This window comes from Streptomyces sp. NPDC002623 (assembly GCF_053592635.1).
The window spans coordinates 52,585-66,371 of sequence record NZ_JBSFWB010000015.1; the positions used below are offsets into that span (position 1 = coordinate 52,585).

Consider the following 13,787-nt stretch of genomic DNA (forward strand, 5'->3'; position numbering starts at 1 on the left):
GGTTGCGGCTCCGCCCCGTTCACTGTGACGCGGGTCACTGAAACAACGACTACGTGACGCCCTGGAGGCCCGGGCCGACAGCGTCGGCCGGGGTACGGCCAGGGGCGGCCCGCAGCAAGGTGCTGGGGCCGTCCACCGGCTCTGTGTGCGGTGTGGCTCAGTTGTCGTCGCGGATGGTGGTCGCGATGCCGTTGCTGATCACGACCTCCGCGCTGAAGCCCGTCTTGGCGGCCTTCTCCAGCTGTGCCTCGGTGCACTCGGCGCTGCCCTCGCCGCCCGGGCCGGTGTTGATGGCGTCGCAGATGTCGTCGTAGCCCAGGATCTTGGTGTCCTCGGAGACGAGGAACTGCTGCTCGGTGCCCTTCGAGTCGGAGACCGTGTACTTGCCCGGCGCCACGTAGGAGACGTTGCCGAACCAGGTTCCGTTGACGCCCTTGCCCCCGTTGACGCCCTCGACGACGGTCTCGCGGGAGTCGGAGGAGCCGCTGCCGGAGCCGGAGGACGAGCCGGAGGACGTGGACGGCGATTCGGCGGACCCGGACGTCGACCCGGAGCCGGTGTCCTGCTGTGCGGCACGCCGCTCGGTCACCAGGGTGGCGACGCCGTCCTTCATCTCCACGTCGGCGTTCACGGCGCCCTTCTTGACGGCCGTCTCCAACTCGTCCAGCGTGCACGGCGCGTCCACCTTGGACCCGGACACGCCGCATATGGTGCCGACGCCGTAGACCTCGGTGTCCTCGGCCACCAGGAACTGCTGGGCGTCCTTGCCCGTCACGGTCACGATGTACTTGCCCGAGGCGAGGTAGGTGACCTTGCCGTCCTTGAACGTCCCGCTGACACCCTTCGAGTTCTTGGAGTTCGACGCGTTCTCCGCGTCCGCCGTGGCGCCCGTTCCGCTCTTGCCGGACGAGTCGGCGTCAGTGCCGTTCTGGCACGCCGTCATCAGCAGCCCGGCAGTGATCGCAACGGTGGCGAAAACGGCCTTGCGCAGGTGGCGGTTCATCAGGGGTGGTTCCTTCCGAGGGGTGGGGGTAGCAGGGGCGCCGGCGGCGATTCCGCCGGATTCCTGATCTTGCTTCGAGCAAGACATTCTGAGTAGGACACTGGGTATGAGGGGCCGCAGCGCCCTGAGGTCACGGCCGTCGGCCCTTCAGGACAACGCCGTTGGCCCTTCAGGACACCGCCGTGGCACAGTCGTGACACGGCAACACGGCAACACGGCAACACGGCTTGGTCAGCCCCGGGCCACGGCGATGGCTCCCGAGAGCCGCTCTCCCGCTTCGTAGATCATGTACGGGACGCCGCCGTCCGTGCCGAAGGACGGCGCCGCGGCACGCCCGTACTCCGGAGCCGTGCTGCGGGAGTTGTAGAAGACGCCGAGGTGGGTGCGCTTGGCGAAGTCGTTGCCGACCTCGGTGATCATGATGTCGCCGCCGCTCGACTTGTCCTTGTTGTAGACGACGTACGTGCTGTCGTTGCGGTGGAGAAGGTGCGGACCGCCGACGTTGACCGCGTCGACGTCGGTGTGCCGGATCAGCGCCTGCTGGTCGTAGGTCCAGGTGCGGCCGTCGGCGGACCAACCCCAGTGGATGTCACGGTGGTCGGTGGTGTTGTTCAGCATGAAGAGCATCACGTAGCGGGCGCCGCGCGCGGGCAGGTCGTGGCGGAAGACCCGGGCGTACGACGTCTCCGTGGTGCCGGCCGGGAGCATGGACTTCGACAGCACGACCTTGTCGTACGTGAAGTGGATCCCGTCGGCCGAACGGGCGAGGCGGGTCGTGTGGTTCTCGCCGTGGAAGTACAGCCAGAACTCCTTGACGTCCGCGTTCCACAGCACGTGGGGCGACGAGACATGGCTGACGGAGTAGTGCCCCGCCCAGTTGTTGGAGACGATCGGGTTCGCCGGGTACTCCGTGAACGGCCCCTCCAGCGAGTCCCCGTACGCCAGACAGATCCCGCCGGGCGGGTCGTGCGGCGCGTAGTACAGGTAGTAGCGGCCGAGCGGGGAGCTCAGCTTGTCGTAGACGCCCCGGATGCACGGGAAGATGATCTCGCCGGTGGGGTTGTACTTCAGCTGGGACGCGGTCAGAAGAGTGCGCCTGTAGGTGTAGTCGGGGAATCCGCCGGGCGCTGCGGCGACGGGCTGGGCGCCCAGGGCCGTCCCGACGGCGAGAGCGGCTCCGGTGGCGGCGCCGGCGCGCAGGAGGAGACGCCGGTTGAGGTGGTGGTCGTGCATGGGGGGCTCCGATCGCAGGAACGGCAGAAACGGCGGGAACGGCAGGAACGGCAGCAGCGGCAGTAATGGCAGAAGGGCTCAGAGGTAGGTGGCGGCGGTGACGCACAGGCCTCCGAGGGCGACCGCCCAGACGTACGGCAGCGTCCGCACCATCACCTGTTGCGGAGTGACGCCCGCGTACTGGGCGCTCCACACGGTCTGGGTGCTGGTGGGGTCGGCGACGCCGAAGACCTGGTTGTACGAGGTGGCCATGCCCAGGACGGCGACCGCGGGGTAGATGCCGGCGGCGATGAGGACGCCGGCGATGCCCGCGCCGAGCCCGAACACGTTGAGCGGACCGCGGTAGAGGCACAGCGGGACGAGCAGCGTGAAGACCAGGACGAACAGCACCGGGTTCTGCGGACTCACGGCCTTGACCAGCGGTTCGAGTGCCTCCACGGCGCCCGGCAGCTTCACGGCCGCGAGCAGGACGCCGATGGCGATGAACAGGACGAGCGGCGGGGCCGCCACCTCGAAACCGCCGTAGAGCGTGCGCAGCAGCCGCGTGTTCATCTCGCCGGGCCGGGTGGTCGTGACCAGCGCGTACAGCACGCCCGCCAACAGGGAAGGGATGATGGCGAGTTCGAGGCCCAGGGCGAGAACGAGCGGGACGGCGGGGGCGAGCAGCGCGTACCAGGGCGCGTCGCCCAGCTCCTGGCGCCGTGAACGAGGCTTCGCACCTGAGGAGTCGGGGGAGTCGACGGACTTGAGCGACCAGGCGTGCTCCGTGCCCCGCCGACGTGTCTCGACCAGGACGAACGCGAGGGCCGCGACCAGCGCGAACGGGAACAGCTTCACCATGAAGCCGCGCACGGTCGGGACCGGCAGCTCCAGCGCGGTGGAGAAGAACTGCCACAGCGGCAGCTCGAAGGGGATGCCCACGGCGATGCCCATCAGCACCGTGCCCGCGGCCGTCACCTTGGGCACGCCGACGGCGATCATCGCGGGGATGCCGATGATCCCGGCGAGCATGGCGGCGGGCGCCGAGCCGGTCACCGTACCGACGAGCGCGGACACGGCGAGGACGCCGAGGGCGACGACGGTCGGGCGGTCACCGCCGAACTCCACGATCTTGCGGACGAGCGTGCCCGCGATCCCGGTCTCGTCGAGGAGTCTGCCCAGCCAGGAGCCCAGGACGATCGCGATCATGGTGGCGGCCAGGGTCGGCGCGCCCTCCTGGAGAACGGTGTCCAGCACGCTGTTCTTGCCGGTGAGCGGCGCCCCGGCGAGGAAGGCGATGACGACGGCGAGCAGCACCAGCGCAAAGGCGGTGGGCAGTCTGCGGGTGAGCATCAGGCCGACGCCGGCGGCCATGACGAGGAGGATGACGACGCCCATGGTCAGTTCTCTCTTCTCTGTCTTCCGGGCCGGGTGAGCGCCGTGCGCAGCGCGGCGGTGAGGAGCAGGGGGCTGCGCCCGAGCCCGCAGACGGTTCGGGCGTACGCGTGGGCGGCGACCTCTTCTGCACCGGCGACATGACCGGCCACGCGATGGCGGCCGAGCCGCAGCACGGTGTGGCCGAGCGCCTGCTTCAGCGCGGCCTTCGCCGGGCCGTGGTGCAGATGCGCGTGCACGGCCTCGTGGGCGAGCGCGGCGGCCCGCACCGAGCCCGGCGGATACCAGTCGCGCCAGCCCCGCGCGTCGACCAGCTCCTCGGCGAGGGCGAGCGTGTCGGTGTACAGCTCTACGGTCGGGGGCCGTGATGTGTAGCGGGCGAGCAGCATCCGCTCCAGACCATCGCCCCGCTCGACCACGCGCGCGGTGGAGGAGGGCACGGGGGCGAGGGCCAGTCGGGACCCGAACTCATCGGCTCTACGCGCCCATTGGCGGAGCAGCTCGGGGTCGCGCCCCTCGTGGGTGGGTGTGGCGGCCAGCAGCCGGACGCCCCATTCGATGTCGTCCACGGCGGTGAGTTCGGTGAGTTCGGTGGCCGTCATGACCGCACCTCCAGGACCGCGACCACCGGCTCGGCGGCCGCGCGCGCCCGCAGCTCGCTCTGGGCCAGCGCGAGCAGCGGCTGCGGATCGAGGACGCCGGACAGGTCGGCGATCCGGGAGCCGAGCAGCAGCCGCAGGGCGGGAGCGCGCACCCCGCCGTCGCCGTACGACGTCGACTCGCCCACCAGCCGGGCGAGCACCTCGGGTGCGCCGGCCACGGTGGTGGTCTCCACGTGGGCGTCGGCGGCGTGGTGGCGTACGACGCCGTCCATGTCGACGATCCGTACGGCGTGGCGGGTCGGCCGCAGCCGGCGGTGCGTCTCCGTCCCGTAGACGGTGTGGGCGGCGGTGCCCGCCAGGATGTGGACGGCGGCCGGGTCGGCCTTGAGACTGGCCGCCGCGGCACGCAGCCGCTCGGTGTCGTCGGCGCGATGGGCCCGGTCCTGGGTGCGCAGTTCGGTGGCCCCGGTGGCGACCGCGCGCACGGTGTGGGTCTGCGGGTCGACGGTGACCTCGACCTCGACGCCCTCGGCGGCGGCCCCCTGGGCGATGACCGCCCGCTCCGCCTCGGCACGGACGGCCAGGATCTGCTCCTGCGAAGCGCCGCCCGGCACGATCCGCTCGACCTGCTCCCGGACGAGCGCGAGGGCGACGCCGATGGGGCTGATCACCTCGTTGTGCCGGGCGATCCGCCCCTCCATGCCACTGCCGAGGGCGAGGTGCGGGGTGACGGACGCGGCCCCGCCGCCCCCGCCGACGAGGATGGCCGTGTCCTTGTCGAGGCGGTAGTCGCGGATCATCGCGTCCACCACCGACTTCACCTGGGCGACGCCCGCGTCGAGGATCCGCGTGGCCGCCGTCGCCACGTCGGTGCCGAGCGCGGCGGCCAGCGGGGCGATCGCGGCGCGCGCGGTCTCCGGGTCACAGTGGGCGAAGTCGCCCTCGGGGACCCGGCCGAGGGCGTTGGCGGCACAGGTCAGGGTGACGGCGAACCGCCCGCCCGCCGCGTCGAGCACGGCGTAGTCGGCGGGGTCGCCGGCCATGGGCCGGACGGTGGCGACGCGCGCGTCGCGCAGTTCGGTGGGCGAGGCGAAGCAGGCGTACGGCAGCCCCGCGATATGGGCGCTGCGCGGTCCGACGCCGGTGATGCGACCGTCTGCGATCCGCACCATGGACCCGCCGCCGACGCCGACCGTGCGCACGTCGAGGGCGTTCAGATACGAGGTCTTACCGAGGACGGTGGCGTGCCGGACGGCGACCTTGCCGCGCCGTACGACGCTGATGTCGGTCGACGTGCCCCCGGTCTCCAGGAACACGCCCTCGCTCACCCGCTCCTGCAGCAGCGCGCCCGCGACTCCGGCGGCCGGTCCCGACAGCACCGTCAGGAGCGGTCGGCGGCGCATCTCGTCGAGGGACATCACCCCGCCGTCGCAGCGCATCACCATCAGGGGCGCGGTCACGCCCGCCTTGGTGATGGAGGCGTCGACGAGGTCGGCGGTGGCCAGCATGCGCGGCAGGATCGCCGCGTTGACCACGGCGGTGCGGGTGCGCTTGTGCAGCCCGTACAGCGAGGTGATCTCGTGCGCGGCGGTCATCGGCAGCCCGTACGGCCGTGCCGCGTCCAACACCGCCTGCTCGCCCTCGGGCCGGTCGACGCTGAACGGCTGGCTGGCGACGAGGACTTGAGCGCTGTCCTCCTTGAGCCGCTCGACGGCGTGGCGGACGGCCGCCGTGTCGTCGGGGTCGGCGACATGCGCGTACACCAGCGGAAGCCTCTTGCCGGGGGCGAGTTCGAGCTTGCCGAACGAGGCGAGGCGGCGGGTGAACACCGCCGAGGGGCCGGTGCCGATGCCGATCAGTCCGACGGTCGCCACGTCGCCCTCCAGGAGGGCGTTGGTGGCCTGGGTGGTGCCGTGCGCGAGGAAGGCGACGTCGGTCGGGGCGCAGCCGGTCTGCTCCAGGAGCCGGTCGAGCGCCTCGACGATGCCGTGTGCGACGCCGTCCTCGTGGTGATGGCTGGTGGGGACCTTGACCTGCCCCAGGAGTTCGAGGGTCGTGGCGTCCACGGCCACGGCGTCGGTGAAGGTTCCGCCCACGTCGATGCCGACGCGTATGCGGGATGTGTTCATGTCAGGGCACCTCCTTGTACCGTCCGTACGTCCGTACCGTCCGTGTGCGGGGTGTTCAGCGGCCGTGCGGCCGCGCAGGGGTCGTCCTCAGTAGCCGCGTACGTCCGGCCAGTGGCGTTGCACTCCGTCGCGGTCGAGCAGGCGCGCGAAGTCCTCGAACCGTTTGTCCTCGGCCTGGACCTGGTGCGGCTCGACGTCCTCGGCCACACAGTGCGCGGCCAGCGCACCGGCGACCTCGCCGACGTTCCACTCCACCGGGTGCAGCCGGTAGCAGCCGTTGGTGATGTGGGTGGTGCCGATGTTCTTGCCGGCGGGCAGCAGATTGCGCACCCGGCGCGGCACGAGCGCGCCGAGCGGGATCTCGAACGGCACCGACCCGACGTCGATGTAGTTGTCGCCGCCGGTCGAGGGATGCAGGTCGATCCGGTACCCGCCGACGCCGACGGAGTCCCGGTACCGGGTGCCGCCGTACGGCCCGACGACGTCGATCGCCACGTCGTGCTCGGTGATCGTGGTGACGGCCTTGATACGGCGGGACTCGCGCACGTACGCCGCCTTGGCCAGCCCGTCCGCCGTGCCGGTCACGTCCGGGCGGATCCGCAGGCCGGGGAAGCCGGTGCCGCCGTCCGGGCGCGGGGCCTCGGTCTGCAGCCAGTACAGCAGCGACAGCGACAACTGCCGGGCCTCGCGCAGCGCTTCGGCCTCCTGCTCTCCGATGTACGGCTTCAACCAGTAGTCGTTCAGCGGCCAGTTGACGAGGGTGATGTCGGAGTCGAAGGCGCCCGGCACGTGCATCTTCCGTGCGAGCACACGGCGGAAGCCCCACAGCTCCTTGTCACCGGCGTCGGCGCTCTGGTCGGCGGAGACGGCGAGCGGGTCGAGTTCGGGATTCGGTACGAAGGTCCGCGCCACCGGCTCCAGCGTGCGCGGGTCGGGCGCCTCGAAGCCGAGCAGCGGGCCGGGCCAGAAGGCGGGCCGGTAGGCACGCCAGAAGTCGAAGTCGTCCGGGCGGTCGATCGTGTGGTCCTCGCCCTCGTGGTGGGAGAGCGCGAAGCAGACCGTGATGCCCTGCTGGTTGTCGGGCTGGGCCTCGTGCGGAGCGTGCAGTTCGTCGAACTCGGCCTGCGCCTCGGCCCCGGTCGCGTGCTCGACGCCCGCGAGGTGGAGAAGCTCGCCGGTCTCGGTGGCGTCCAGGACGTAACGGGCCGTGAGGGTGCGAAGCGTCCCGTCGCGCAGGTCCCGCAGGGTCACCGACCGGACGAGATCGCTGTCGGACTCGGCGGAGACCGGCCGGTGCTCGGTGAGCACCGTCAGCCGGCCCGCCGCACGATGGGGCGCGAGCATGCCCTCCAGGACGGCGAGGGCGACCCTCGGCTCATGGCAGAGCTTGCTGACGCGGCCCGCTCCCGGGTTGAGGTCGGTGAGCGCCAGGGCCTCGGCCCGCAGCGGGTACCAGTGCCTGTAATACCGCCGGATCTCCTCACGCAGCCGCCGGTACGAGGCGGTCGTGCCGAACCGCTCGACCCACGGGTGCTCGTCGGGCGGCACGCCCTGGCTGGTGAGCTGGCCGCCGATCCAGTCCGTCTCCTCGGTGAGCACGACGCTGCGTCCGGCCCGGCAGGCGGCGAGTGCGGCGGCGACGCCACCGAGGCCGCCGCCCACGACAAGGATGTCTGCTTCGAACAACACGGGCTTCCTTGCTGCTAGATCAGGTCCATGACAGGGAGAGGAGGAGGGAAGGGGGAGGGGAGGGACAGGAGGGGGAGGAGGTCCGGAGAAGGTCCGTACGGGCCGTGCTCGTGCTCGTGCTCAGGGACGGACAGGCGGCGGTCCGGTCGTCGGGCCCGGACGGAAGGCACAGCTGACGAGCGGCTCCCGCGCCTCCCCTCCCGTTCCTTGTCCCTCCCCCGCTCCCGCTCCCTCTCCCGCGACCAGCGAGGCCAGCAGTCGTACGGCCGCCGCGCCCAACTGCGGCCGGGGAATGTCGAATCCGGTCGGCACGGGCTCGCTCGCCAGATCGGCGGGCGGGCTGCCGAGCAGGGCGAGGGACACGTGCGCGGGGCAGTCGAGGCCCGCCCCGCGCACGGCGGAGAGCAGACTTCGCCAGGCCGCCCCGGTGTCGGTCTCCTCCGCGACGAAGGCCGTCACCCCTTCGTCGGCCCAGGCGCGCAGCCGCTGGGGCGTGAGTTCCCGCTGCGGATCCGCGGACCGGAAGACGGCCGCGGGCCCGGAGGGCAGACCCGCCGCCTCCAACCCCTCCAGGAAGCCGCGCTGACGGTCCGCCGAGGCGGGCGCGTCGTCGTCCTCGCGGACGAGGACGATCCGTCGATGCCCCAACCCGGCCAGATGGCCCACGACGTCACGGGTGGCCTCGACATAGTCCGCGCCCACCCACGCGACGCCCTCCAACTCCTCGCGGCGGCCCAGGTGCACGACCGGGAAACCGTCGTCGACCAGCCGCTTGAGCTCCGCCCGGGGTGTGTGCCGGCCCATGAACAGACAGCCGTCGGCGAGCCGGACCCGGCTCAGCGCGTCGGGACGCGCGGCCCCCGCGCCGCCGGTGCTCGACCCGGTGAACAGCACCAGGTCGTAGCCGAGCGCCGCCGCCTCGCACTCCACGCCGACCAGGAAGGGGTAGTACGAGTGCTGCACATCGGTGGGGAACGTGGCGGTGAAGCTGAAGACGCCGAGGAGGTTGTTGCGGGCCGCGGCCAGCCGCTGGGCGGCCGGGTCGGGCACGTAACCGAGGCTGCGGGCCGCCTCCAGGACCCGTCGGCGGGTCTCCTCGGAGATGAGGGGGCCCTTGCCGTCGGCCTTCGGGGAGAGCACCAGGGACACGGTCGCCTGGGACACACCCGCGAGCCGGGCCACCTCGGCCTGCCGGGGCCGTGCCGTGCGTCCGGTCGGCGCGGGCGTACGACCGGGCCGCTTCCTGGGCTCCACCGTGGCCTCCCCCTCCGTTAATGCGTATTACATAATACGCATTAACGGAGACTGCACCTCCCCGCCCAGCGGGTCAAGGCCTGGCACAGAAGCTGTCAGCTGCCCGAGCGTTCGGCGCGCGGAACCGGGTCCGGAAGCACCTGGACCGGCGCACCGGGGACAGGCGCACCGGGGGCGGGGACGCCGGGGACGGGGACACCGGGGGCGGGGACGCCGGGGACAGGCATGTGAGCGACGGGAGCCTGGGGATACGCGGCAGGACCCTGGAAGTACTGGGGATACGCGGCAGGAACCGGGGGATACGCCGCGGAGAAGGGCAGCGGCGGCGGGACCGGTGACGGCGCGGGGACGGCGCGGGTCGGCGTGCGGCGACGCGCGAGCCAGAGGACGGCCGCCGTGTACAGGGCGATGCCGGCCAGGTCGACGACCACGAGCTGCCAGGGAAGGTCCGCGGCGGTCTCGTCGCTCTTGAGGCCGTCGACGACGGCGGCCGAGACGCCGAAGGCCAGCAGGTTGTTCACGGCGTGCAGTCCGATCGCCGCCTCCAGCCCGCCGGTGCGCACGGTGAGCCAGCCCGCGACCACCGCGAACACGGCCAGGTCGGCGAAGCCCCACGGGGTGCCCCAGCCGTGGGCGGCGGCGAACAGGACGGCCTGGGGCACGAGCGCCCACCAGGGAGAGCGAAAGAAGCCGCCGACCGCCTGCGTGAGCCAGCCGCGGAAGACGTACTCCTCGGCGGCCGCCTGCAGCGGCACCAGGACGACCAGCATCGCGAGGGCCGGACCGAAGACCTCCCAGCCCGCCCACCGCGCCGGCGGGCCGTCGTCGATGGGCAGAAGAAGCATGACCCCGGTGGTCACGGCGAGGACCGGGAGCGCCGCCAGCACGCACAGCCCCAGCCAGCGCCACCGCAACCCGCCCGTCACGGACGACACCGTGCCCGCCGGGCGGCGGCCGATCCAGCGCACCGCGAGCAGGACGACGGGCAGGGCGGACGCGATCGCCAGCAGGTCGAGGGCGGTGCCCGACACGGGACCGAACTCGACGGTTCCGTCCGGGGCTTCGGGGTACCCCTTGGCCGCCCCCAGGACGGAGCCGAGGCCGTAGACGAGTACGGCGACGATCACGCACGCCACGGCCACGAACCCGGTGCCCAGCACGGGCCGCCACCATCGATGGCGTACCGAGGCGCGGGCCATGCGGTGGTAGGGGAGCAGTTCGGGGAGGGGATTCGTCATGCGGACAAGCCTCCCCGCGGGCCCCTGTCCCCACATCGGCCGCGGGCACGAACGACGACTCTGTCGGAAGATAGAGGAGGCTGGAGACCGACCTCGTACCCGGGGCCGGTGCCGTGCCGTCGCACCCCGCCCTACGCTCGTGCCGACATGGAGACGACGCTACGCAACTGGCTGCTCCCCGCGCTGCTCGCGGCCGGACAGATCGCCTGGCTGTGGCCCGGAGCCGGCTCGGCCGGCGCGGAGCCGCCCGGGTCGGCCGCACTTGTCGCCGTCCTGGGCGCGGTGGTCGCCGAGACGGCCGCGCTGGGCCGGCGACGGCAGACGCCGGTCCGAGCCCTGGCCTGGTCCCTCGGCACCCTCCTCCTGGGTCAACTGGCCTGGCAGGACGGCTATTTCGGGCTGGGTGCGCCGATCGCGCTGTACTCGGTCGCGGTCCGCTGTCCGGTGTCGGTGACCGTGCGCGCGCTCGCCGCGGCCGTGGGCGTCGAGTGGCTGCTGTCCCTCATCCACCTCGGGGTCCGGCCCGCACTCGCCTCGGAGTGGGCGCTCGGCGCGCTCGTGTACGCCGTCTGCGCGGGACTCGGCGAGGCCCGACGGCAGTGGCTCAAGGGGCGGCTCCTCGCGACCCGTCGGCTGGCCGGCGCGGAGGAGACCCGGCGGCGGGCGGGCGACACCGAACGGCGGCGGCTGGCCCGCGAACTGCACGACGTGAGCGCCCATCACCTGACGTCCGTCGTCATCACGGCCGACGCCGCGCGCCGACTCGGCGGCAGCAGGCCCGAGTTGACGGCCGAGGCGCTGTCGTTCGCCGAGCGCACCGGCACCGAGACCCTGACGGCACTCCGACGGCTCGTCGGTCTGCTGCGCGACGTCGACCGTCCGGATCCCCGTCCGATGACCGCCCGCATCGAGGAACTCATCGCCGGATTCGGCCGGTTGGGGCGTCCGATCGACGCCGTGCTCCCCGCCGACCTGGCCGGTCCGGCGGCCGAGGCGGTCCACGGGATCGTCCGCGAGGCCCTGACGAACGCCCTGCGGTACGCCCCGGGTTCCGCCGCGCACGTCAGCGTCGTACGCGGGGAGGGCGTCCTGGAACTGAGCGTCGACAACGCTCCCCCGCGCGGCTCGGTGCCCGACGGAGTCGGCGGCCTCGGTTCGGGGCGCGGCGTCGCGGGGATGAAGGAGCGGGCCGCGGCCGTCGGCGGGGAACTGACCGCCGGCCCCGCACCCGGCGGTGGCTGGCGGGTCCGGGCCACGCTGCCCGACGTCACGGGACCGTGGGGTCCGCCCGAGGGCGCGGGCGCGGGCCGGCGTGACGTGCTGCGGGAACAGCGGCTGGCCGACCCCGCGCTGGTGTTCACGGCGACGCTCCTTCCCCTGGTGTTCGCCCTGGTCACCGCGGAGGACTGGACCGGCGCGAGCCTGCGCGCCGCGGTGCCCGGCCTGCTGGTCGTGGCCGTGCTGCTGACCGCTCACGCGGTGCCGCTGCTGTGGCGGCGGCGCGCTCCGTGGCCGGCGTTCCTCGGGGTGCTGGCCACGTCGTGGCTGTGGCCGGTGGCGGTTGTCGGGGCGGGCCTGCCGTCGCGGGTGTCCGAGTTCTTCGCCGGCGGAGCGCTCGTGGAGCTGCCGGTGGTGTACGCGGTGGCGGTCTACGGCCGGGGAGCCGCCCGTACCTGGCCCGCGTGGTGCGCGGCGGCGGTCTCGCTCTCCGGGACCCTGGTCGCGACGGCGGGCGCGGACGGCGAGCTGCAGGGCGCGGGCGCGACATGGTCCACCGCCGTGGCGATGTCCGTGCCGTTGGCCATGGCGCTCGCCGTCGTGTTCGCCGGCCTGTGGGGCGCAGGGCTCGCCGTGCGACGCCGCCGGCTGCGGATCCTGGCCTGGGACGACTTCGCGCTGGCCGGCGCGCTGTGGCACGCGGAACGGGCCGCGGACGCCGAACGACGCCGACTGGCGGCGAAGTTGCACGACGCCGTCCTGCACCCCACGTCGGCACTGGTCGAACAGGCCCGGCAGGGTCGGCTGGAGGAGGTGGCCGCCGGGGCCCGGTCGGCCCTCGCCGCCATGCGCGAACTCCTGCACAGCCTGGGCACGTCGGAGGATTCGGAGGATCCCGGGCCAGGGCTTGCTCCCGCGCCCACCGCCGCGGACCTCGACACGCTGTGCCGGTCCCTGCGCACGACCGGGCGGAACGTGACCCTGCGGGGCCTGCCGGAGGCCGCGCGGGACCTGCCGCCCTCCGTGACCCTCTCGGCGTACCGGATCGTCGAGGCGGCGCTCGGCGCGGGCGACCAGGGCCCGGCGCGGGTCACGCTACGCCGACGGCGGGACACCCTGCGCGTCACGGTGACGGGCGTACCGCTGGCCGTGACCGGCCCCGTGGCCGAACGCCTGAAGGTACAGGTGGGGACGGATACAGGGACGGGGACAGGGGCAGAGACGGGGACGGGGACGGACACCGGACGTATCACTCTCGAACGGACAGGTACGGTACGGGTGTTGCTGTCGATCCGGCCGAGTCCGCCGGTGCCCGTCCAGGAGGTGTTCCCATCACCACACGCGTGATGGTCGTCGACGACCAGGCGGTGGTCCGCGCCGGATTCGCCGCCATCGTGGACGCCGAACCCGACCTGACGGTGGTCGCCGAGGCCGGTGACGGGGCGTCGGCGGTGGAGCTCGCCGCCGCCGAGGCGCCCGACCTCGTCCTGATGGACATCCGCATGCCCGGCATGGACGGGCTCACCGCGACCCGTCTCATCACCGCGCAGGAGCGCCCGCCGCGGGTCCTCGTCCTGACCACCTTCGACCTGGACGCCTACGTCTACGAGGCGTTGCGCGCCGGGGCCTCCGGGTTCCTGCTGAAGGACGCCCAGCCCGAGGACCTGCTGTCCGCGATCCGCGTGGTCGCCACCGGCGAGGGCATCCTGGCCCCGACCGTGACCCGCCGCCTCATCGACACCTTCGCCCAGGGCGCACCGCAGCCGCCGTCCGTGACCGGAGCGCTCTCCGCCCTCACACCACGCGAGCGCGAGGTCCTGCTGCATATCGCGTCGGGCCTGGCGAACGCCGAGATCGGCTCCGCCCTCGGAGTGACCACCGGCACCGTGAAGACCCATGTGAACGCCCTGCTGTCCAAGCTGGGCCTACGGGACCGGGTGCAGGCCACGATCCTGGCCTACGAGAGCGGCCTGGTCAGACCACGCGGAACGGTCTGAGAGCGGTCCGGTCGGTGGCAGCGCACAACCGCCCCTGAGGAACGATTACC

The 13,787-nt window shown here is 72.7% G+C and carries 10 protein-coding genes; 2 read left to right on the forward strand and 8 right to left on the reverse strand.

The annotated features are described in order from the left end of the window. Positions 1–157 precede the first annotated feature (157 nt). From ACWD4O_RS26185 to ACWD4O_RS26220, 8 genes are all read right to left on the reverse strand, one after another. Complete coding sequence (locus tag ACWD4O_RS26185; protein WP_451283348.1) at positions 158–1,003, reverse strand: hypothetical protein; 846 nt, start codon at positions 1,001–1,003, stop codon at positions 158–160. Between the two features lie 231 nt (positions 1,004–1,234). Next, positions 1,235–2,236 carry a hypothetical protein gene (locus ACWD4O_RS26190; protein ID WP_451283350.1) on the reverse strand — a complete coding sequence of 334 codons (1,002 nt, stop codon included), beginning with the start codon at positions 2,234–2,236 and terminating at the stop codon, positions 1,235–1,237. Positions 2,237–2,314: 78 nt separating this feature from the next. Further along, the gene (locus ACWD4O_RS26195) at positions 2,315–3,613 is read right to left on the reverse strand and encodes a transporter (protein ID WP_451283352.1); all 1,299 of its coding nucleotides are present in this window, start codon (positions 3,611–3,613) and stop codon (positions 2,315–2,317) included. Between the two features lie 2 nt (positions 3,614–3,615). After that, positions 3,616–4,212, reverse strand: coding sequence for a hypothetical protein (locus ACWD4O_RS26200; protein WP_451283353.1), 597 nt, complete (start codon positions 4,210–4,212; stop codon positions 3,616–3,618). After that, entirely contained in the window at positions 4,209–6,341 is a 2,133-nt protein-coding gene (locus ACWD4O_RS26205; RefSeq protein WP_451283355.1) for a hydantoinase/oxoprolinase family protein, read from the reverse strand. The genes ACWD4O_RS26200 and ACWD4O_RS26205 overlap by 4 nt, the downstream gene beginning before the upstream one ends. Before the next feature lie 87 nt (positions 6,342–6,428). Further along, positions 6,429–8,030 carry an FAD-dependent oxidoreductase gene (locus tag ACWD4O_RS26210; RefSeq protein ID WP_451283357.1) on the reverse strand — a complete coding sequence of 534 codons (1,602 nt, stop codon included), beginning with the start codon at positions 8,028–8,030 and terminating at the stop codon, positions 6,429–6,431. A 120-nt stretch (positions 8,031–8,150) separates the two neighbouring features. Beyond that, positions 8,151–9,284, reverse strand: coding sequence for a LacI family DNA-binding transcriptional regulator (locus ACWD4O_RS26215; RefSeq protein ID WP_451283358.1), 1,134 nt, complete (start codon positions 9,282–9,284; stop codon positions 8,151–8,153). Between the two features lie 95 nt (positions 9,285–9,379). Further along, positions 9,380–10,522 (reverse strand): CPBP family glutamic-type intramembrane protease, encoded by a 1,143-nt coding sequence (locus ACWD4O_RS26220; protein WP_451283360.1) that lies wholly within the window; start codon positions 10,520–10,522, stop codon positions 9,380–9,382. Positions 10,523–10,669: 147 nt separating this feature from the next. Here ACWD4O_RS26220 and ACWD4O_RS26225 point away from each other — a divergent pair, with 147 nt between their 5' ends. Together ACWD4O_RS26225 and ACWD4O_RS26230 are read left to right on the forward strand one after the other, a co-directional pair. After that, positions 10,670–13,087: a histidine kinase gene (locus tag ACWD4O_RS26225; RefSeq protein ID WP_451283362.1), complete on the forward strand. Its 2,418-nt coding sequence runs from the start codon at positions 10,670–10,672 to the stop codon at positions 13,085–13,087. Further along, a complete protein-coding gene (locus tag ACWD4O_RS26230; RefSeq protein ID WP_451283364.1) occupies positions 13,087–13,737 on the forward strand; it encodes a response regulator in 651 nt (216 codons plus the stop codon). Before ACWD4O_RS26225 ends, ACWD4O_RS26230 begins: the two co-directional genes overlap by 1 nt. Positions 13,738–13,787: the final 50 nt, after the last annotated feature.

Excerpts from the sequence above, each read along its gene's own strand:
- ACWD4O_RS26185 (WP_451283348.1), bottom strand. The coding sequence starts at position 1,003 with ATGAACCGCCACCTGCGCAAGGCCGTTTTCGCCACCGTTGCGATCACT.
- ACWD4O_RS26190 (WP_451283350.1), bottom strand. The coding sequence starts at position 2,236 with ATGCACGACCACCACCTCAACCGGCGTCTCCTCCTGCGCGCCGGCGCC.
- ACWD4O_RS26195 (WP_451283352.1), bottom strand. The coding sequence starts at position 3,613 with ATGGGCGTCGTCATCCTCCTCGTCATGGCCGCCGGCGTCGGCCTGATG.
- ACWD4O_RS26200 (WP_451283353.1), bottom strand. The coding sequence starts at position 4,212 with ATGACGGCCACCGAACTCACCGAACTCACCGCCGTGGACGACATCGAA.
- ACWD4O_RS26205 (WP_451283355.1), bottom strand. The coding sequence starts at position 6,341 with ATGAACACATCCCGCATACGCGTCGGCATCGACGTGGGCGGAACCTTC.
- ACWD4O_RS26220 (WP_451283360.1), bottom strand. The coding sequence starts at position 10,522 with ATGACGAATCCCCTCCCCGAACTGCTCCCCTACCACCGCATGGCCCGC.
- ACWD4O_RS26225 (WP_451283362.1), top strand. The coding sequence starts at position 10,670 with ATGGAGACGACGCTACGCAACTGGCTGCTCCCCGCGCTGCTCGCGGCC.
- ACWD4O_RS26230 (WP_451283364.1), top strand. The coding sequence starts at position 13,087 with ATGGTCGTCGACGACCAGGCGGTGGTCCGCGCCGGATTCGCCGCCATC.